General features: G+C 61.8%; 17 protein-coding genes, 1 tRNA gene and 1 pseudogene. 13 read left to right on the top strand and 6 right to left on the bottom strand.

Annotation, left to right across the window (positions count from 1 at the left end):
• The 3 genes and pseudogenes from M4J40_RS03565 to M4J40_RS03555 form a co-directional block, all read left to right on the top strand.
• Positions 1–315: pseudogene (locus M4J40_RS03565) on the top strand (UxaA family hydrolase); the annotation flags it as partial.
• A gap of 18 nt (positions 316–333) precedes the next feature.
• Positions 334–1269 (top strand): sugar kinase, encoded by a 936-nt coding sequence (locus M4J40_RS03560; protein ID WP_251752155.1) that lies wholly within the window; start codon positions 334–336, stop codon positions 1267–1269.
• A 30-nt stretch (positions 1270–1299) separates the two neighbouring features.
• Positions 1300–1932: a bifunctional 4-hydroxy-2-oxoglutarate aldolase/2-dehydro-3-deoxy-phosphogluconate aldolase gene (locus M4J40_RS03555; RefSeq protein ID WP_251752154.1), complete on the top strand. Its 633-nt coding sequence runs from the start codon at positions 1300–1302 to the stop codon at positions 1930–1932.
• A 150-nt stretch (positions 1933–2082) separates the two neighbouring features.
• Here M4J40_RS03555 and M4J40_RS22590 read toward each other — a convergent pair whose 3' ends face one another.
• Positions 2083–2355, bottom strand: coding sequence for a DUF5110 domain-containing protein (locus M4J40_RS22590; RefSeq protein WP_405030709.1), 273 nt, complete (start codon positions 2353–2355; stop codon positions 2083–2085).
• A gap of 399 nt (positions 2356–2754) precedes the next feature.
• Here M4J40_RS22590 and M4J40_RS03550 point away from each other — a divergent pair, with 399 nt between their 5' ends.
• The 6 genes from M4J40_RS03550 to M4J40_RS03525 all read left to right on the top strand — a co-directional run bounded on the left by M4J40_RS03550 (position 2755) and on the right by M4J40_RS03525 (position 7907).
• On the top strand, positions 2755–3258 hold the full coding sequence (locus M4J40_RS03550) for a rubrerythrin family protein (RefSeq protein ID WP_251752152.1): 504 nt from the start codon (positions 2755–2757) through the stop codon (positions 3256–3258).
• Between the two features lie 292 nt (positions 3259–3550).
• A complete protein-coding gene (locus tag M4J40_RS03545; protein ID WP_251752150.1) occupies positions 3551–4747 on the top strand; it encodes a site-specific integrase in 1197 nt (398 codons plus the stop codon).
• A 162-nt stretch (positions 4748–4909) separates the two neighbouring features.
• Positions 4910–5119 carry an AlpA family transcriptional regulator gene (locus M4J40_RS03540; protein WP_251752148.1) on the top strand — a complete coding sequence of 70 codons (210 nt, stop codon included), beginning with the start codon at positions 4910–4912 and terminating at the stop codon, positions 5117–5119.
• Positions 5120–5126: 7 nt separating this feature from the next.
• Positions 5127–5450 carry a hypothetical protein gene (locus tag M4J40_RS03535; RefSeq protein WP_251752146.1) on the top strand — a complete coding sequence of 108 codons (324 nt, stop codon included), beginning with the start codon at positions 5127–5129 and terminating at the stop codon, positions 5448–5450.
• A gap of 673 nt (positions 5451–6123) precedes the next feature.
• Complete coding sequence (locus M4J40_RS03530) at positions 6124–7614, top strand: YfjI family protein (RefSeq protein ID WP_311134063.1); 1491 nt, start codon at positions 6124–6126, stop codon at positions 7612–7614.
• On the top strand, positions 7611–7907 hold the full coding sequence (locus tag M4J40_RS03525; protein ID WP_251752142.1) for a hypothetical protein: 297 nt from the start codon (positions 7611–7613) through the stop codon (positions 7905–7907). The genes M4J40_RS03530 and M4J40_RS03525 overlap by 4 nt, the downstream gene beginning before the upstream one ends.
• 93 nt (positions 7908–8000) lie before the next feature.
• Here M4J40_RS03525 and M4J40_RS03520 read toward each other — a convergent pair whose 3' ends face one another.
• Positions 8001–8507: a hypothetical protein gene (locus M4J40_RS03520; RefSeq protein WP_251752140.1), complete on the bottom strand. Its 507-nt coding sequence runs from the start codon at positions 8505–8507 to the stop codon at positions 8001–8003.
• 944 nt (positions 8508–9451) lie between these two features.
• Here M4J40_RS03520 and M4J40_RS03515 point away from each other — a divergent pair.
• The 4 genes from M4J40_RS03515 to M4J40_RS03500 all read left to right on the top strand — a co-directional run bounded on the left by M4J40_RS03515 (position 9452) and on the right by M4J40_RS03500 (position 17050).
• The gene (locus M4J40_RS03515) at positions 9452–9712 is read left to right on the top strand and encodes a hypothetical protein (protein ID WP_251752139.1); all 261 of its coding nucleotides are present in this window, start codon (positions 9452–9454) and stop codon (positions 9710–9712) included.
• Positions 9713–9764: 52 nt separating this feature from the next.
• Complete coding sequence (locus M4J40_RS03510) at positions 9765–12533, top strand: glycoside hydrolase family protein (protein WP_251752137.1); 2769 nt, start codon at positions 9765–9767, stop codon at positions 12531–12533.
• 9 nt (positions 12534–12542) lie between these two features.
• Positions 12543–16286: a hypothetical protein gene (locus tag M4J40_RS03505; RefSeq protein WP_251752135.1), complete on the top strand. Its 3744-nt coding sequence runs from the start codon at positions 12543–12545 to the stop codon at positions 16284–16286.
• A gap of 74 nt (positions 16287–16360) precedes the next feature.
• Positions 16361–17050, top strand: a complete 690-nt coding sequence (locus M4J40_RS03500) for a hypothetical protein (protein WP_251752133.1) — start codon at positions 16361–16363, stop codon at positions 17048–17050.
• 38 nt (positions 17051–17088) lie between these two features.
• Here the strand turns inward: M4J40_RS03500 and M4J40_RS03495 are convergent, their stop codons facing one another.
• From M4J40_RS03495 to M4J40_RS03480, 4 genes are all read right to left on the bottom strand, one after another.
• Positions 17089–17562: a hypothetical protein gene (locus M4J40_RS03495; RefSeq protein ID WP_251752131.1), complete on the bottom strand. Its 474-nt coding sequence runs from the start codon at positions 17560–17562 to the stop codon at positions 17089–17091.
• On the bottom strand, positions 17552–18055 hold the full coding sequence (locus M4J40_RS03490) for an ImmA/IrrE family metallo-endopeptidase (protein WP_251752130.1): 504 nt from the start codon (positions 18053–18055) through the stop codon (positions 17552–17554). Before M4J40_RS03490 ends, M4J40_RS03495 begins: the two co-directional genes overlap by 11 nt.
• A 290-nt stretch (positions 18056–18345) precedes the next feature.
• A complete protein-coding gene (locus M4J40_RS03485) occupies positions 18346–18834 on the bottom strand; it encodes a hypothetical protein (RefSeq protein WP_251752128.1) in 489 nt (162 codons plus the stop codon).
• Between the two features lie 241 nt (positions 18835–19075).
• Positions 19076–19151, bottom strand: a tRNA-Thr gene (locus M4J40_RS03480).
• Positions 19152–19230 lie beyond the last annotated feature (79 nt).

Below are 19230 nucleotides of genomic sequence, written 5' to 3'. Positions count from 1 at the left end.
GGCAATGACGGCGTCGCCGTCACCGCGCTCGCCGCCTCGGGCTGTCACATGGTGCTGTTCACCACCGGTCGCGGCACGCCGCTCGGCGGCGTCGTGCCCACCATGAAGATCGCCACCAACTCCGACCTTGCCAACCGCAAGCCGCACTGGATCGACTTCGACGCCGGTCCCATCGCCACCGGCGAGACCACCGTCGAGGGCCTCCGCGACAGCTTCGTCGAGGCCGTCCTCGATATCGCATCCGGAAAGCCGACCAAGAACGAAACAAACGACATCAAGGAAATCGTCATCTTCAAAACAGGCGTGACGCTGTGAAGAAAGGGCGAGTGAAACATGCTCACACTCGGAGACTTCGCCAGCATCGGTGAATGCATGGTGGAACTGGCGCCCACCGGCGATGGGCTGTTCCGGCAGGGCTTTGCCGGCGATACGCTGAACACCGCCTGGTACGTGCGTGGCCTGACACGTCAGGGCACGCGCAAGGTGCGCTATGTGTCGGCGATCGGAACGGATGCTCTGTCGGAAAGCATGTTGAGCTTCCTGTCTGACGCCGGCATCGACACCCGTTCGATCATCCGCCTGGATGACCGGACCGTGGGACTCTATCTCATCACGCTGGTTGGCGCCGAGCGTTCCTTCACTTACTGGCGCAACAACTCCGCCGCCAGACGCCTTGCCTCCGATGTCGAGCGGCTGAAGGTCGGGCTCGACGGCGCTGGCACAGCTTATCTCTCCGGCATTACCCTGGCCATTCTGGAGCCTGAGGATCGGCTGAGATTGCTTTCGGTTCTCGCAGCATTTCGGAGTGGCGGCGGCGAGGTGATATTCGACCCCAACATCCGTTCTCGTCTCTGGAGCGATCGAGAGACCATGGCACGGGTGACGACCGAGGGATACAAGGTGGCGAGCATCGCGCTGCCGACCTTTCCCGACGAAGCCGATCTCTATGGCGACCATACGCTGTCCGATACGGCCGATCGCATCGCCGCTCTCGGCGTCCGCGAGGTCGTCGTCAAGAATGGCCCCGAGCCGGCCTTGCTGCGCCTTGCGGGGGAGCCTGACATCTCCGCACCAGCCCTGACCGAGGTGAAGCCGATCGACACGACCGGCGCCGGCGACAGCTTCAATGGCGGTTACATCGCGGCGCGTCTGGCCGGCCGCTCGCCGGAAGAGGCCGTGCACCTCGGTCATGCGGTCGCGGCGCGGGTGATCCGTCATCGCGGCGCTCTCGCCCCCTTTGAGGCCTTCGCCGACCTCAGCGTCTTCTGACCCATCGCCTCTGGAACAGGATCCGTCATCATGTTCGACACCTCCGCCCTTCTCGCCGTTCTCCGCCGCGCGCCGGTGGTTCCCGTTCTGATCATCGATCGGTTGGAAGACGCCGTGCCGCTGGGCACAGCTCTGGTCAAGGGCGGACTGCCGGCTCTGGAAGTCACCATGCGCACCCCCGTGGCGCTTGAAGCCATCAAGGCCATGAGCGCCATCCCCGGCGGTGTGGTTGGTGCCGGCACCGTGCTCGACCGTGTCCAGGCCAAGGCGGCCGTCGAGGCCGGCGCCAAGTTCCTGGTCAGCCCCGGCGCTTCGCCTGACCTTCTGGATGCCGCCATCGAGCTCAACGTGCCGCTGCTGCCCGGCGTTGCTACGCCTTCCGAGGCAATGGTGGCCCGCGAGAAAGGCTATCGTGTCGTCAAGTTCTTCCCGGCCGGTCCGGCTGGTGGCCCAAGGTATCTGCAAGCGCTGGCCTCGCCGCTCGGCGAGATGGCGTTCTGCCCGACTGGCGGCGTCAGCCTGGACAACGCACGAGATTATCTGAAGCTGAAGAACGTCGTCTGCGTCGGTGGTTCCTGGGTGGCGCCGACCGACGCCATCAAGGCCGGAGACTGGGCGAAGATCGAACAGCTCGCTCGGGAGGCGGCGAACATCGTGGGCTAAGCACCCTCATTGGGTCGTCGCTCCCGAGGTGGTTCCACATCAGTACGACACGTTCAGCCTCGTGTGTCGTCCCTAGGGATGGGGTTCGACAATACTGACGAACGACCAAAGCCTTGCCAATGCTTTTGGCACTTGTAGGTTGGGCGAAAGTCACTCCAAGAGGACGGAAACACGGTCGCCGCGAGACTCCACCGAAATGGCGTCGGACAACGCTGTGAGCGATACTCTTGGACGAACACGGCAGATCGTCAGATGGCGGACCGGTGACATCCCCGGGTAGGTTCCCTGGCACTGGCCGATATCGAGGATGCTCCGAGCATCGTCCCAGCGGAACGGGATACAGGCGGATTCTCCGCGCTCGTAGCCAAGGCCGATACCGTCATCCTCGTAGAGTTCGAACGCGCCATCGGATCCCGGAAACACGAGAATGGTCAGGACGTCCCTGCCACTTGCTTGCACTTCTCAACGGATGTGGTTGCGTTTTACTGGCTAGGCCATGCTCGGTTTGGCTTCAGAATCATCCATCGGGCCGCATACGCTGGGCTTCGTTGCCGAACAGACGCTGGCACCGCAGCTCGCCGAGCTCGGCGTCATTCTGTTGAGTTTCAGGGTGTGAACTGCACCTCAAGCGTGAGGCTAACCGGGAGGTTGGTTCCGTCCGGCTTCACCCTTCCGGGCTGGCGATCTTTCCTTAGAAAAAATCTCAAGTCCGTAGGGTATTTCACGGGGTTGTCCCGATACTCGGGCACAGGGCGTAGGGCTAGTCTCGCTGGTTGGGGACCCGCGCCGTCCCCCGTCGTTCAATCAAAGAAGGCAAGCATCATGCCCACCACAACGGACAACCTTAAGGAAGCCTTTGCCGGCGAAAGCCAGGCAAACCGCAAGTACCTCGCCTATGCCGATGCCGCCGTCCGGGAAGGCAAGCCGGGCGTCGCCAAGCTGTTCCGCGCCGTCGCCGCCGCCGAGACCATTCACGCCCACGCCCACTTGCGCGCGCTCGGAGCAATCAAGGGCACGCTCGACAACCTTGCCGACGCCATGGAAGGCGAAAGCCACGAGTTCACCTCAATGTATCCGGCAATGGTGGCAACGGCCAAGGCCGAAGGACACAAGCGCGCCATTCGCTCGATGAGCGAGGCGATGGAAGTCGAGAAGATCCACTACGGTCTGTTCGGCGATGCGCTCGAGGCCGTGAAGGCCGGTGGCGATCTCGGTGAAGTCGTCATCCGCATCTGCCCGAACTGCGGACACACGGTGATCGGCGATGCGCCCGAGGCCTGCCCGGTCTGCGCTTGCGCCGGCGAACACTACAAGATCATCGAGTGATCCGATTGGCGCCGCCAGGACGGGCGGCGGCGCCGATCTGCCGACAGTCATGAGAGGGGCCATCGCACGAGCGAAACCGCTGCGATGAATGCCGTGCCGTGAACTGGGATGGGGAAATGGTGCCGCACGACGGCATCGGAATCCCTACTCGCTTGATTTCATTTATGTTCATCCGTGAGCGAGCACGGAAATCGTTGCCGAATATCAATAGGATATTGAGGCGACGGTATGCAGGTTCATTCAACGATGGCCACCCAAGCCCATATCGAAAGGTGGAGCGAAGGGTGGAGCAATGTCGAGGCCTTTGAACAAGCTGGGCGCGCGATCGGTCCAGACTCGCCCCTCTGGCAAACACAGCGACGGCGGCGGGCTTTGGCTCGTCAAGACAGATCAGAAATCCGGCTATTGGGTGCTGCGTTTCACCATTCACGGCAGGCGCCGGGAGATGGGGCTTGGCTCGATCGCCGTTGTCTCGTTGAAAGCGGCGCGCGAGGATGCCGCGAAATGGCGCGCCGTTGCTGCGGCCGGGCTTGACCCCATCGTTGAACGCGAGCGGCTGGCGCGAGAGGCGGCGCACAATCTCCACCTGTTCAAAGACGTTACCGACGACTGTTTCGAGGCGCTGAAAAAGTCGCTCAAGAAGGAAGGCAAGGCCGGGCGCTGGCGCTCGCCGCTCGATCTTCACGTTCTGCCGAAGCTCGGCAAGATGCCCGTTTCGCAAATCGGGCAGATCGACATTCGCGACGCCCTCAAGGGCATTTGGTTGAGCAAGCCGGATGTTGCCAGGAAGGCGCTCAATCGCATCAGCGTCGTTTTCAAACATGCCGCAGCGCTCGGCCTCGATGTAGATCTTCAGGCGCCGACGAAGGCCAGGGCGCTGCTTGGCGCGCAGGGATATAAGCCCGAACACATTCCCGCCGTGCCTTGGCCTGATGTCGCGGACTTCTATGCCTCCCTCAATGACGGCTCGCTGACCCACCTCGCTCTTAGGCTGCTCATCCTGACCGGCGTTCGTTCCGCGCCGTTGCGCTTCATTCGGCTGGACCAAATCGACGGGGATGTTTGGACCATTCCAGCGCAAAACATGAAGGGAAGGGAGGGCAAGACGGAGGATTTCCGGGTTCCACTGTCTGGCGAGGCGTTGCGCGTTATCGAGCAGGCGAAACCGCTCGCCCGAGACGGATGGCTATTCCCGTCGGTCAGGAAGGGCGTGATTTCAGACGCGACCATGGCGCGCTTGATGGAGCGCCGAGGCATGAAAGAGCGGCCGCACGGTTTCCGCTCGTCCTTGCGCGACTGGATGGCAGAGGCGACCAACACACCGCACGACATCGCGGAGACCATGCTTGGCCACAGCGTCGGCGGATCTGTCGAGCGCGCCTATCGCCGCACTGACTTTCTTGCTCAGCGGCGCGCCATCCTGGAGCAATGGGCGTCGGTCGTGACGGGGAAGACTGTTGCCGAAAGCTCCGTTGCCGATGCGGCTTGATTCGCTGGAATCGATAGGATCAGCCAGCGACGGGCCGTAACCGCTCGCCGGCTACCGGTTCAAGAGCCCCGGAAGCTGGTCTATTTCCCATTAATGGGCACGGCGCAAACCGCCTGATGCAAGCATAGCCACATCGGATCAATCCAACCCGATGAGGTGAAAATGAACCAGGTACTAGTCAACACGGCTCATCCAGACCCGTGGCTTTCTGACGCGGAAGCCGCCGCTCTTGTTGGCGTCAGCAAATCGACCTTCAGGCGCGGCGTGACCGATGGGCGCTTCCCCAAGCCCGTGCGTCTCGGCGGATTGGTGCGCTGGCCACAATCTGAAATCTTCCAGGCGTTGGAAGCCCTCAAAGCCAACCGGGCATGAGGGCTTTATGCAATCCCGGAACAGCACTTCAAAAATCGACTTCGACGGCATCAACCGGGCAGCGTTGCGTTGTCTCCCGGCCCTTCTTGCGCGCTGGCTCCCCGATGGCCGGCGGATCGGTCACGAGTGGACCGCCCGCAATCCCCAGCGGGCGGATCAGCGCGCCGGCAGCTTCCGCATCAACCTGAAAACAGGGAAATGGGCGGACTTCGCAACGCAAGACAAGGGCGGCGATGTCGTCTCGCTGCTGGCTTATCTCACTGGCGAAAATCAAGCCGATGCGGCCTGCACACTGGCCGGTATCGTAGGGGTCGACATCTATGAGCATTAATCTGTCGCCCCTCACCGCAGACGAGCGAGGCAGCATTCCGGCCGACGCGGCAAGCGCCGAAGAGTGGCGCCCGGTCATGCCGGTTCCCGAAACTGCCCCGCCGCTGACGGGCGCCCTCCTGGACCAGTTCGCGCCGCGCGGTTTCCAACGGGCCGGCGCCTGGAAGTATGTCGACGCCGAGGGACGAATGCTCGGCGCTGTCGCCCGCTTCGATCGGCCCGGCAGCGCGCCGGCAAAGCAAGTGCTGCCGATCACCTATTGCCAGGGTGTCGGCGGCCGGGTCGAATGGCGCGCCAAGGGTTTCCCGGCGCCGCGCCCGTTGTTCGCCCTGGACACACTCGCCGGCCGGCCCGACGCGCCGGTGATCGTGGTGGAAGGCGAGAAGACGGCAGCGGCGGCCGGCAAGCGCTTTGCGGAGTATGTCGCCACCACCTCGCCCGGCGGTTCCAAGGCGGCGCGCAAAGCCGACTGGTCGCCGCTCAAGGGGCGGCGCGTCATCATCTGGCCGGATGCCGACGCGCCAGGCGCCGCCTATGCTGCTGACGTTGCCGAACTGGCACGCGCGGCGGGCGCCTCGTCGGTGGAGACCGTCAAGCTACCCGCGAGCCTTCCCAAGGGCTGGGATGTCGCCGACGCGTTGCCGGCCGGACTGACCGACGCGGATCTTGCTCGCTTGCTGGAAGCGGCAGGCTCGCCCGCTGCCTGGGCCGCTCCTGTCGCGATCACATCGAGCCTGCCTCCGGTCGATCCATTCGAGCCGGAAATGCTACCGGAAGCCCTGCGCGGCTATGTGTTCGATGTGGCCGATCGTCAGCAATCGGTGCCCGACTTCGTCGCCGTCGCCGCGCTTTGCGGTCTCGCAGCGATGATCGGCAACCGGGTTCGCGTCGGGCCGAAGCAAAACGACGACTGGATCGAAGTCCCCAACCTCTGGGGCGCCATCATCGGCCCGCCGTCGGCCATGAAGTCGCCGGCCATGCAATCGGCGCTCGCCCCGGTCTACGCCCTTCAGGATGAGATGCGGCAAGTGTGGCAAGCCACCATTGAGGCCGGCGACATTGACGACTTGCTCACGAGCTTCGACGAGAAGGAAGCCAAGAAGCGCGCGGCCAAGGCGATCAAGGACGGCGACCGGGAAGCGGCTCGCGCGATCCTCGCCGGCCTTCAGAAGGACGACGAGGACGCGCCGCCGTGCCCGCGCATCGTCGTCAATGATGCGACGGTGGAGAAGCTTGGCGAACTGCTCAACGAGAACCCGCGCGGCCTGCTGCTGATGCGCGACGAACTGCCGGGCTTCCTCGCGCGAATGGAGAGTGAGGAATACGCCAGCGAGCGGGCGTTCTACCTGGAAGCCTTCAATGGCTCCGGGCGCTTCACCTATGACCGCATCGGGCGCGGCACGGTCCACATTGCCAATTGCACCTTGAGCCTTATCGGCGGTGTCCAGCCGTCTCGCATTGCGCCGATCGTGCGCGGCGCCATCACCGGCACCTCAAACGACGGCCTTATCCAGCGGCTTCAGCTCGCCGTCTGGCCGGATCTCCGTTCGTCGTGGCGGTGGGTGGATCGCCACCCCAGCAAGGAGGCGCGCGACGCATTCGAGAAGGTGTTTCGCGATCTGCACGAGTTCCCGCTGGGCCGCCCCGATCAACCGTTGGTGCTGCGCTTCTCGCCGGATGGACAAGACCTTTTCCGCGTGTGGATGGAAGAGATCCAGTCCGAGGCACGAGCCGGCAACCTGTCGCCCGTCCTGGAGGCGCATTTGCTGAAGATGCCGAAGACGGTGGCGAGCCTCGCCTTGCTGTTCGAGTTGATCGACGGGGGCAAGTTCGAAATCGGCCGAACGGCGACGCTGCGAGCGCTCGCCTGGGCCGACTATCTGCGCAGCCACGCGCGCCGGCTCTACGCATCCGGCGGGACGATGGTCGAGGACGGCGCCCGTCTGATTGTGGAGCGGCGCGGCCAGCTTCCCGACGAGTTCTCGGCGCGGGATGTCTATCGGAAGCATTGGGCCGGCCTGAGCGACGGGGAGACGGTGGCCGATGCCATCGAGCTCCTGATCAAGACCAACCATTGCCGTGAGACCAAACGGGGCGAAACCCAGATGGGCCGGCCGGCGATCGCCTACCAATGGAACCCGGCGCTTGGAGCGTCCACACAATGAACCGGTGGATCACGGCGCTAAAAAATCACGGAAACGCGCCTGAGACGAAGCGCCAAAAGTGCCAAAACGCTCCTTGGAGGACTTTCGGCACTTCTGGCACTGCCGGTTCCAAGCAGAACGCGGATTTTTCGGAGCCGCGAGACGACCAAGCGAGGCGCTATGCCGACTGGACCAAGGAGGGGCGGCGCGACCTCTACGAGGAGCGGGCGGCGATCATGGAGTATGACGGCGGGTTAGCTCGGGTGGATGCTGAAGCGAAGGCGCGGCGTGAGGTGAATTGTCTGTGCTTCTAAGGTTCTGGGACCTATATACGTGCTTGACCTGCTTTAGGCGGGTACAAAAAAGCCCGGCGGCGAAGGCCGAGCTCTTTGTAAGTATTTAGAATATCAGATCAAATCGTCGTCGTCGATAGCATCATCGTCATCTATCATCGCTTCTAATGCTGCCTTTTGAGCCTGAAGCACCTTTATAAGCCGATCGATATCCCTGACGGACCGAATGGCCAGAGTTCCTGTTAGCGTCGATCCATCGAACGAAACCGTGAATGGCCTCCCGGCCAGCGGCGGCGGTGTAGGGACGGGCGCCGGCACGACCGGAGCAATGGCGGGGGCTGTTTCCATTGAGGCATCCTTAATGATCGGCGCATGGCGTCCATCATTATCAGCCGGTTCAGAGGCAGATGCGATGTCTAATGTCTCGCGATAAAACTGGATAACCTGATCTAGTGCCCCCTGGGAAAAGCCATTACGCGTCAGATACGACCGCAGGGCTTCATCGCTAGGCGCCCTATCTGGCCACTTCTCCCTTAGCTCATTAAAAAGCGCGGGCTTAAAAGCAGCCTCTTGCAGCGCAGCGGCTTTTTCCTCCGGTTCATGTGGATACAAAATCCGCATGGCCAGATCGCTAACTCGAGCTTCTCCGTCGCCGACAGACTCGATTAGACCATACTTCCCAAGCGCTGACAGAACCGTAGCTGAAGCTCCGTTCAGACTGCTGAACCCTAAGTGCTTAGCAATAGCCTCTCGGGAAGCAGGATTGCGAGCCTCGACTTTATGTAGCGTCCGCACTCGCTCTAAAGCAGCCGGGAGGCTAAGAGCCGGATAATTTGGGCTTCGGACGCGGGCCATGACGATTCTCCCCAAAGTTGGTAGAACGGTATTTAGTCCATTACGCCGATAAAATCAAGATAACGCGAATAAGACGAATTGCGCGTAATTGGCGTTGCGATACGCGCCGGGACTGATATTATATCTACGACGCGAATCGCGCCGGACAGGAGTGGTGCTAATGAGAGTTGGACGGCCCCGCCGCCAGGCCACCAGCCCAGCGGGGAGACCAACAAAGAAGGCCAGAACCCGGTTGCAACGGGAACTGGCCTTCGTGGTGGCAAGGTAACCGGGCGGTTAGGCTCGATTCATTGCGTGTGCAAACCAAGAATCGCATGCCGACCGCCCACCCGCAACTCCTTTTTGAAAGGAGCCTGCCATGGCTTGCGCTCGCGCTTGTCATCGCGTCCGTGCCTATGTGCGGATTCGTTTTGGGCGGCTTGAGCACGTTTGTGCTCATTTCCGCTGCTGCGGCTAATCACTCTGGTTAGCGTTACGATTTCTTGGGCCGCCGCAGGGTCGCATCCTGCGGCGGCTTTCCTTTTTTCGATCTCTCGACGGTTTAGTTGAGTTCTTTCGGACCGGTACGGACGAGGCGGCCAAGCAAATCTCAATCGCCCAATTTGGCTTAAGTGGCCGCTCCTGCATTATCCAAGTCCAAGAACGGCTTCCCGTGATCCTCGAAACGCCCGTTCACTAAAATAGCAATCGTTAGTGAACGAGGGCGATAAATGCCAAGGGGATCGGCTCCAGGTGAGCGGCGGGGCGGACGGCAGAAGGGCACACCGAACCGGCCGGCTTCCGTGCGAGCCTTCCTTGAAAGCGCTGGCGTCAATCCGGCCGAGCGGCTGATTGTCTTGGCACAGCGGGCCGAAAGTGCCGGCCAGATCGCGCTCGCCGCTGACATCTGGAGCAAGCTCGCCGTCCTGGCGCATCCGAAGCCCCAGCCGGCGACACCGCCCGCAATTTCCGACCCGCACGACAATCCGTGACGCGCTGAACCGGCGCGGCTAACGCTCATCTCATGACATTTTAGGGGGCTCAATGCCTGTTGTACCGACCTACGGCGAGCCGCGCGCTCAGCTTCAACCAGGGCTGAACTTCCGCGACAACACCCACGCGACCGGCGCCATGTTCGGTGCCCAAATCGGCCAAGCTCTCGGCACCGTTGGGAAGGGACTGGCGGACGTTGGCGAGGCCTTGGCCGTCGTGCGAGATCACGACGAAACCAACTATGCGAAGGAAGCCGACAACAGCTTCGCCGGAGCCATCCGCGAATTCGGCTATGGCGAGAATGGCTATTTCAGCAAACAAGGTGCTGCCGCCATCGAGGGCCTGAAGCCTTTTGAGGAGTCGTTGCGCGAGGCAGCGGAGAAGAGCGGCGCCGGCTTGTCGCCAGTGGCGCGGGAGAAATTCCAGGCGGCCGCGAACCAGCGCATCCAATCGACCCTTCAGACCGCCTACGCATACGCGATGGACCAACGGAAGACCTGGACCATCGCAACCGGCAATGCCCGCCTGGACGGCTTCCAGAACGACGCGCTCACCCACTACACCGACCCCGACGCTGTCAATCTGGCGATTGCTGCGGGACAAGCCGAGATCCGCAGCAACCCGGCCTATTCGCCGGACGTGATCGCGATGAAGGAACGCGAGTACGTCTCGACCGTTCGCTATAACACCGGCCTGCGGCTGCTCACCGACGATCCGAAGGCAGCGGAGGCCTATTTCAACGCCCACAAGACCGAGTTCACCGGCGAAGATCAGTACAAGTTCACCGAGGCGCTGAAGACGCCCTTGCTCAATGCCAATGTGCGGGCGAACACGGCGAACTATTTCAAAGGCGGCGCCGGAGATCAGGCCGCGCCGACCGATGCGGCGAGCCTCATTCGCGCCAGTGAGGGCTTCCGCACCCAGCCCTATTGGGATGTGAACGCCTACCGCATCGGCTACGGCAGCGACACCATTACCAAGGCAGACGGCTCGATTGTCAAAGTCGCGCCTGGGATGACCGTGACACGCGAGGACGCGGAGCGCGACTTGGCGCGCCGCATCAACACCGAGTTCGTGCCGGGCATCATCCAGAAGGTTGGCCAGGAGGCTTGGGCGAAACTGCCGGCGAGCGCGCAAGCGGCTCTCGCCTCCGTCGCCTACAATTACGGCTCCCTGCCGTTCCGCGTCGCGAATGCCGTGGTCATGGGAAGCCCTGAAGAAATCGCACGCCAGGTCGAGGCGCTTCAGACTGACAATGACGGCGTGAACAAGGATCGGCGTTTGCATGAAGCGGCGATCATTCGCGGCGCGGCCGGCATTGGCGCCACCCAGCTTTCGGACGGCGGCACGGCTCCCGATGTGGAGGCATTCGTCTCCACCATCGCCAACCCCGATGAAGCGGCGCTGACGCGCAAGGCGATCTATGAGCAGATCGGCCAGCAGCAGACCGCGTTCAAGGCCATGAGCAAGGCTCAGGAAGATCGGTACGAGAACCGCATTGCCCTGGGTGACGGCTCGCTGACGGTCGACGAGATCCAGGGCGACCCCCGGCTTGATGACGGACAGCGGGCGAAGCTCACCAACTCGCTGAACGCGAAGAACAAGGACATCGTCGAGACGCGCCAAAGCGTCGATGCCTTCGCCGCCGGCCGCTTGGTTGTCGACGGCTACAGCGAGGCGGGCCGCAAGACCAACGATGCGGTTTGGCAAGCCGTATCAGTGAGTGCCCCGCCCGAGCAGCGGCCGAAGCTCCTCGATGCGCTCATCGGTCAAACCGGCGTGGTTCCGACGCCCGTCATCAACGCGATGCGCTACAACCTTTCCAGCGGCAACGCAGAGAACGCCCAAGCGGCGCTTCAACTCGGCTCGCACCTCCGCGCCGTCGACCCGGCGGCGCTGGCTCGCTCGCCGTCGGGCGGCGCGCTGGCCGATCAAGTCGCTCTGTTCGATCACTACACGTCGACGGTCGGGCTTTCTCCGGCTGAGGCCACGCGGCGCATTCTCGATGCCCAAGATCCGGACAAGGTCCGCCAGCGCGCCGCGCTGATGGACACCGAACCGATGAAAAAGGCGATCGACGCGGCGGCCACCGAAAGCAACGTTCGCTCGCTGTTCGGCGGCGGCTGGTTTTCCAGTCCGCCAACGCTTGGCAAGACGGCGGCGCAATCCGCCGCGATCGTCAGCGACTACCGCGAGACGCTGACCGAGGCCGTGTTCGATGCCGGCGGCGACATCGACGCGGGGACCAAGCTCGCCAACGATCGGTTTCAACGCCGCTACGGTACGTCCGCCCTGTCGATGGACGGCCCTGATACTGTGATGTTCCTGCCGCCGGAGAAGACCTATCCGGCCGACCCCAAGGGAAGCCACGATTACATCCGCGAGCAGGCGCTTGCCGATCTCACCGCCAAGGGCATTCAGCCCAAGGCCGTTTTCCTTGTCCCCGACGAGACGACCGAGGCCGACTTTCGCGCCGGCCGGGCGCCGCGCTATCAGGCTTGGTACGTGGACAGCGAAGGGAAGTATCAGCTCGCGCCATCGCGCTTCTTCGCCACGCCGCCGGCCGGCAGCGGAAAGCCGGCGACAGATCCCAGCCTTATCCCCTCGCTGGAGGCCATACGCCAGGGCGAGATTCAGTGGAACACGGACATCAGCCCGGCCGACATGGCGCCCGGGCCGATGGTGACCGGCCCGGCACCGAAAATCGAGTTGAGCAACCCTGAGCCCGACAAAGCGACGACTTCGGACATCAGCCCGTCAGACATGCCGCCGGGGCCGATGACCGTCCCAGCCGTCAAGCCAGCCAAAGCCAGCGAGTGAGGCCCAAAGATGCCGTTCGATGAAACCAGCCCCGTCGGCCCCGTCGACGATTACCTCGCGAGCCAGAAGCTCGGCGCCGTGCCCGATGCCGATCCGAGCGTCGCCGATTCCGCCGTCGCGTCGTTCCGGCAGAACAACCCGATCACGTCGACGCTGACCAACAAGACCCTTTACGACAAAGCCACCGGCGGCTTTTACGACGTGGACCCGTCCTTCTCGCCCTATGCCGGCGATTACCTCGAGGGATACGAGGACCAGCCGGAACGCTTCCTCGAGGTGTTCAACGCCAAGGCCGGCGACCAGGTCAAAGCGCAGATCGACATGGAGCGGCGCGACAAGGCGACACGCGAAAAGTCGGGCTGGGTCGGGACGGCTTTCGACATCGGCGCCGGCATCGCCGATCTGACAATTTTGTTTCCCGGAACGGTCGGCTTGCGCGGTGCGCGCGCTGGCGTTGGCTTTGTCCGCGCCGGGCTCGACGTTGGGCTCGCTGCCGGCAGCGCCACATTGGCTCAGGAAATGGCGCTCCAGGCCAGCCAGGAGACGCGGACGGCTGAGGATAGCCTCTATAACGTCGGCGGCTCGGTGCTTCTTGGTGGCCTTCTGGGAAGCGCCGCGCACGGCGCGCTGTCGGCGATCGACCATTTCCAGGGATCGGCGGCCATCGACAAGGTGAAGGCTCCCGGCGCCGACATGGCGACCGATGCCCTCCATCGAGAAATGGCGGCCTATGCAAACGGCCTAGGCGGCAACCAGCCACTGCCGCAGGGTGTCAGCGCCCAAGGCGTCGCCCCCGAAAAGCTCGCCGATTACGACATCGCCGGCAAGGCCGCGCGTGCCACAGCGAAAGCCACGGCGCAGCTCAACCCCCTCCTGCGAACTCTCCAGAGCCCGGCTCTCATCGTGCGCCAGGTTGCCGCCGGCCTGATGGAGAACCCCGTCTATCTGATGAAGAACCTCGACGGCGCGGGCGACGCGGCGGCGGAAAGCGCCATGCGGCAATGGTCGATCGGCGCCACCGCCGACGCCATCGAGGCGAACCGCGCCGCCTACGCCGACGCCCGAAAGGCCGGGCTCGCCATGAGCCTGGACGATTTCAACGCCGAGGCCGGCCGGGCCATGCGGCGCGGCGACACGAGCAGCGTTCCCGGCGCCAGCGAAGCGGCCGAGGCTTGGCGCTCCAAGGTGTTCGATCCGTTGAAGCAACAGGCGATCGACGCCGGTCTTTTGCCTGCCGATGTCGACGTGAAAACAGCCGAGAGCTATTTCAGCCGCATGTGGCGCCGGCCGGTCCTGGAAGCGCGCGAAGGCGAGTTCCGCGATATCGTGCGGCGGTGGGTCGACGATCAGATCACCTTCCAGGCGGAAAGCCAGGCTGCGAAGGCCGCGAAGAAAGCCAACGCGCTCCGGTCGGAAATCGATGATCTCGAAATGACCATTCTTCGCCGGGCCGAGGATGCGAAGCGCCGGGAAGCCGGCGGCGAGATCTCCGTCGATGCCGAGACGGAACGGCAGATCTTGCGCGCGGTCGACCACATCCGCGCCAGGACAAAGGCGCCGGCGCCCGAAACGCTGACGCAGTTCCTCCACCGCAAAGGCGGCTTGTTCGACGAGCGCGGCGAGTTGGAAGCGCTGGGCATTTCCAGCAAGACCCGGCCGGGCTTCGTACGGAAGCAAAAGCGGACGCTGTCGAACAAGGAGGGCGGGCTAGATCTCGATACCGCCGCGCGTCTGGCTTGGGATGAAGGCTTCATCCAGTCCGCAGACCGGCCGACGGCCAACGATCTCCTGGACCACTTGGCCGAGGATTTCGGCGGCCGTCGGCGGGTGGTGAGGGAAGCGGACCGGGCCGCCGCCGCAGATGCCGACGTGTTCGACCAAGTCGTCGCCGATCTCGGCCGCATGGGTGTCGACGTGGGCGTGAAACAGCAGATGTTCGCCACCGCCGACGACCTGAAGAACTTCGCAAAGCGCGTTGCCGAAAGCCTGAATGCCAAGGACCGGCAAACCGTCGCCAAGCTGAGGGCGGCGCTCGCTGCCACGGCGGCCGGCACCGGTCATCGTGGCGCCGTCGATTTTGTCAGTGCTGCCGACCGGGCCGATTACATCAATGGGATTGTCGACGACGTTTTCGCCCAGCTCACCGGGCGCGGTGGCGCGTCGACCAATTTCCAGCCGGTCATGGCGGCGCGCGGCCCGCTCAAGGAACGGACGTTCAACATTCCCGATCACCTCGTTGAGGACTTCCTGGAGAACGATATCGAGTTGGTCGGCCGGCGCTATGCTCGCATCATGGCCGCCGACATCGAGCTCGCCAAACGCTACGGCTCGCCGACGCTCAAGGACCAGATAGCGGAGATCCGCGACGAGTATGCCCGCCTTCGAGAGGTGCCGGGCGCTGACCGGAAGAAGCTGGGCGCCCGCGAGCGTGCCGACATTCGCGATATCGAGGCGGTGCGCGACATGCTGCGCGGCGTCTATGGCATGCAGTCGGCCGGCGAGCCATGGGCGCGGATGCTCGCGGCGGCGCGCCTCTTCAACTACACCCGCATGATGGGCGGGGTTGTCATCGGCTCGCTTGCCGATGCCGCCCGGCCGGCCATGGTTCACGGGCTGCGCGCCTACGTGAAGGACGGTCTCGGCCCGCTGCTCCATGGGCTTGAGGCCGTCAGGATGAGCGCCAAGGAGGCCCGGCTTGCCGGCGCCCTGGGCGAGACCATCCTTCATTCCCGCATGGCCGCGCTGTCGGAAATCACCGATCCGTACCGGCATGGCACGGTCATTGAGCGGCTGATGGAAAACCTGTCGACGCGGTTTTCCCGAATGACCGGCCTCGATCTCTGGGACGATTTCAACCGGGCCTTTGCCTCTCGCATGACCCAGAACCGCATTTTCGACAACGCTATGAAGGCGGCGAGGGACGGCTTTGCTTCGCTGCCGGAGCGCGAGCGGGCTTACATGGGATATCTCGGCATTGGCCAGGAGCGCGCCGAACGGATCGGTGCGCTATTCCTGAAGCACGGCGAGACGGTCGACGGTGTCCACGTCGCCAACACCGAAGCATGGAGCGCCGACCCGGCCGGCGACGCCTTGCGCCAAGCGTTCCGCGCCGCCGTGGCTAAGGATGTCGGCTCCATCATCGTGACGAAGGGCGTTGGAGACGTGCCCTTGCTGGCAAGCACGCCGATCGGCAAGTCGCTGCTCCAGTTCAAGAGCTTCGCCATCGCCGCGAACCAGCGCGTGCTTCTTCGCGGCCTTCAGGAAGGGCAGACGCGTTTCATCGGCGGGGTCACCGGAATGGCGACGATCGGCATGTTCATCTATTGGCTGCGCCACGTCGCTTTTGGAACGGACGTATCCGACAATCCGGGAACGTGGCTCGCCGAAGGCCTGGACCGGAGCGGCATCTTCTCGGTCCTGTTCGAGGCGAACAACACGTTCGAGAAAATGGGATTGCCGGGCATCTACACGGGCGCGGCGGCGGCGTTCCCCGGCAGCAGCCAGCGCGCCCCGGCCAGCCGGTTCGCCTCGCGTGGCGTGGTCGACAGCTTGCTAGGTCCGACCGCCGGCACGGCGCGCGATATCGCGACGGTGCCGGCGACGATTGCCAATCTCATGAAGGGGAACCCGGCGGCGCATTCCGATTATGTGCTTGCGAAGCGATTGGCACCGTTCATCGGGCTTTGGTTCGTTCGTCCGCTGTTCGCGCATGTTGTTGATCCGGCGCTTGATCCTCATTCAAGGGTGCAATGACGGCCTATTTGCTTATCGACTGCGGCGAGACCTGGTGGAACTAATCATCTCAACGTTGAACGGAGAGGATGAGCATGGGGCTTCGCAGCTGGTTCGATAAGCGAGCTTCAGCCGTAATGTCCGGCGAAGCGCAAAGGTTTCTTATTTCGATACAGGGAGCGGATCAATCAGTTCTGGATTTGACCATGGCCCAAACGCTGCTTTACGCGGCGGTGCTTAAGAGCAAGGGAAGAGATTTGTATTTGATGGACCATTGGATCCACTCAGAGGCTCATTTCCCTACCGAAATTGCCGGAACTATAAGGATGATGCAGAAAGACGGGCGCCCGGAAATGGCTGTTGGCGCTATGACTTGGCTCCATAGTTCAAGAGCGCTTCTCTATCCTGAGATCCGCCTCTACGGGCGCCAAATTTGGACCGAGCTTGCAAAGGCGACGGATGAGGCTGAACACCTCGCCGAAATAATGGCAGCTAACGCGGGAGTGGCACATTACCTCGAAGACAGAGAATACGTTCCTGACGGACTGGAGCTCAGTTTTCGTCAGACCGACGTAAGTAGCGTGCCAGATCGAGGAGGCCCCGCCCTGAAGGCAGACACCGCAAAAGATGCGATTGTCCAGAAAGCAATAATCGGCGCCAAATTCCTTGGGATGCAGACTCCCAGGGACGCAGCGGAACTTACGATGGGGAGGTCTCTAACTGATAAGGAATGGGAGCAGTATAAGGAACCCTGGGGGCGCAATTGGTTCAATGCGAGTAATTGATCAGCCCAGCAGCTGGCTTGTACATTCTCTCGGGAGCGCTATTCTTTAAAGCCGTCAAAAAGCGACCGAACAACAACGTGCGCCAACCCGATGATTTGGGCGAAGTTTTGAACTAGCAGAACCGGGAGCAGCCATTCGTATTTTGTGAAGTCCCAGCTACCGGTACCTACTTTTCTTAGTAGATAGATTTGGAAAACAATAAGCAAAAATATGATTCCCATCATGAACCAGGACCAGTTCTTTTTATTTTCATGATGGGCTTTGAAAGCTTTCAGCGCCTCGAAGGCACGCTCTCGGCTTAGCTCGTCGGACAGCGTACCTTCGGTTGGCTCGGGCGGCTCAGGCTTGTTCGTAGGGACGGGATTTCCGCCTAACTGAATTTCCTTGAGCACTTCTTCGACCGTGACGTCTAAAAGAGTTCCCCCGCCGTTACCTTGTTCTTGCTCGGGGCAAGAAGAAGCCGGCGAAGCGGTGGCGCTCTCTGACGAAACTACGGTCGAACTAGGTGCCATATTTGAGGCGATTCTCGATCATCGAGCGGCTCACATTGAACACTTCGGCGAGCGCAACGACTGGCGCGCCAGATACTTGCTTTAACAGCCGCTCAGGAACCAGGAGCTCCGCAGCGAAGGCATTCGCCTCCTGCTCGAACGCGTTGCTCCTTTCAACAGACTGGAATCTTGGCAAAACCGGATAGAGTTTAGGGTTCGCCTCGAAAGCAGAACGATGCAGAATCCAATGCCCAAGCTCATGTGCAACGGTAAATCGCTGCCGCTGCGGCCGATCTGCCATGTTCACATAAATTCGGTGTGTGTTGAAATCTACAAAGCCCGCGACCTTGTCGGAAAACTTCCCCATGTCCGTGAAGACAACGTTGACCCCGCTGTTTTCCGCGATCTCAGTCACCGGAATTGACGGCGCGCTAATATTCTTCACCAGTTCGGAAGCTTTTTCTCTAGCCCCTCTCCAGTTGGGAGAGGCAGAGGCATGCGTTGCGAACGCCATAATTGACCCTCCTTCTGAATTGAACGGCTGTCGTAAGCCACTGTACTGATTTGCCCGCATATGGGCTCTACCTAGCTTGATATATGGCGATTGGTCTTTCGTCGCAATCGAGATGATTGATTATATCGTCGGGGATTTCACGATGGCGCGCCGGAGACGCAAACGGGACAGCAGCTTCCTTAGCTAGAGCGCAGCACCTTGCAGTCGGGTCACTGACGATTGGCTGCATGCCCGTAAGGGTAGTTTCTGCCGGCGGCATTCTGACGCATATGTTGGATTTTCTATCTAGATTATTGTCTATTGTTACAATCCATTGAAAATATAGGGGGGTCGATATCCCTTCTGTTCTTTGCAAAGATCGCCCATTTAGTAAAATAGACGAAATCCCTGGATATACTATCTAAGTAAGAACCGTATTTTACGGATATGTACGAGGTATCATATCCGTCATAACAGTATATCAAGAACCCCTCATTCGACAGGATCAGAGATCCATCAAGTAGATCCGTCGACGAGTTCCATTCCATGGAGGCGTATTCAGGAATCACGATAGGGTCATCAAATATAAGGGCTGGACGCTCGATATGGCCGTGCAAATTCGTTCTTATCGGCCTGTCCGGAAAGCGGGAATTAAGAAGGAGAGTTGCGTAGCCCTCTCCCTCTATTGCAGGAGTGGTGACGAGGCCGAAAACTCTGTCTTTATATGCCTTGGCGCAGAAGAGGCTTCCAACATCGCTCTCTGAAATCAGCGCGATCCGTCCCGCGAACTCCGCTTCCATCTCGCTCCCCTCCGACTCACAATCCATTGATGCGAACGAAAGCCCTCGCTAGCGCAGGATGCAATCCGTCAAAAGGAGTGCCTATAGCGAGGATTTGGAAGCACCAAAGGTAAAAGGCGGTGTGAACGGAGCGCCCCGCTTACATTGTGTGAGCACTTTACAAAAGGTGGAGCAAAAGAGGGATGGCGGAGGTATCGGCCGCCCTTAATCTGTTGATTAGTCTACATTTAGTTGATAAAAATGGTGCCGCACGACGGATTCGAACCGCCGACCCCATCATTACGAATGACGTGCTCTACCAACTGAGCTAGTGCGGCGCCAGCGCGGGAGTTGACCCCCGCGCGACGGGGCGTTGATACCGGCATCCCCGGCTAATTTCAAGCACCGCTTCGGAAG

The organism is Pleomorphomonas sp. JP5, from assembly GCF_023721815.1.
Lineage (GTDB): Bacteria > Pseudomonadota > Alphaproteobacteria > Rhizobiales > Pleomorphomonadaceae > Pleomorphomonas.
Note: the sequence above shows the minus strand (reverse complement) of the source record. Positions and strands in the feature narration are given on the sequence as shown.

Excerpts from the sequence above, each read along its gene's own strand:
- M4J40_RS03560 (WP_251752155.1), top strand. The coding sequence starts at position 334 with ATGCTCACACTCGGAGACTTCGCCAGCATCGGTGAATGCATGGTGGAA.
- M4J40_RS03555 (WP_251752154.1), top strand. The coding sequence starts at position 1,300 with ATGTTCGACACCTCCGCCCTTCTCGCCGTTCTCCGCCGCGCGCCGGTG.
- M4J40_RS03550 (WP_251752152.1), top strand. The coding sequence starts at position 2,755 with ATGCCCACCACAACGGACAACCTTAAGGAAGCCTTTGCCGGCGAAAGC.
- M4J40_RS03545 (WP_251752150.1), top strand. The coding sequence starts at position 3,551 with ATGTCGAGGCCTTTGAACAAGCTGGGCGCGCGATCGGTCCAGACTCGC.
- M4J40_RS03540 (WP_251752148.1), top strand. The coding sequence starts at position 4,910 with ATGAACCAGGTACTAGTCAACACGGCTCATCCAGACCCGTGGCTTTCT.
- M4J40_RS03535 (WP_251752146.1), top strand. The coding sequence starts at position 5,127 with ATGCAATCCCGGAACAGCACTTCAAAAATCGACTTCGACGGCATCAAC.
- M4J40_RS03525 (WP_251752142.1), top strand. The coding sequence starts at position 7,611 with ATGAACCGGTGGATCACGGCGCTAAAAAATCACGGAAACGCGCCTGAG.
- M4J40_RS03520 (WP_251752140.1), bottom strand. The coding sequence starts at position 8,507 with ATGCGGATTTTGTATCCACATGAACCGGAGGAAAAAGCCGCTGCGCTG.
- M4J40_RS03515 (WP_251752139.1), top strand. The coding sequence starts at position 9,452 with ATGCCAAGGGGATCGGCTCCAGGTGAGCGGCGGGGCGGACGGCAGAAG.
- M4J40_RS03510 (WP_251752137.1), top strand. The coding sequence starts at position 9,765 with ATGCCTGTTGTACCGACCTACGGCGAGCCGCGCGCTCAGCTTCAACCA.
- M4J40_RS03505 (WP_251752135.1), top strand. The coding sequence starts at position 12,543 with ATGCCGTTCGATGAAACCAGCCCCGTCGGCCCCGTCGACGATTACCTC.
- M4J40_RS03500 (WP_251752133.1), top strand. The coding sequence starts at position 16,361 with ATGGGGCTTCGCAGCTGGTTCGATAAGCGAGCTTCAGCCGTAATGTCC.
- M4J40_RS03495 (WP_251752131.1), bottom strand. The coding sequence starts at position 17,562 with ATGGCACCTAGTTCGACCGTAGTTTCGTCAGAGAGCGCCACCGCTTCG.
- M4J40_RS03490 (WP_251752130.1), bottom strand. The coding sequence starts at position 18,055 with ATGGCGTTCGCAACGCATGCCTCTGCCTCTCCCAACTGGAGAGGGGCT.
- M4J40_RS03485 (WP_251752128.1), bottom strand. The coding sequence starts at position 18,834 with ATGGAAGCGGAGTTCGCGGGACGGATCGCGCTGATTTCAGAGAGCGAT.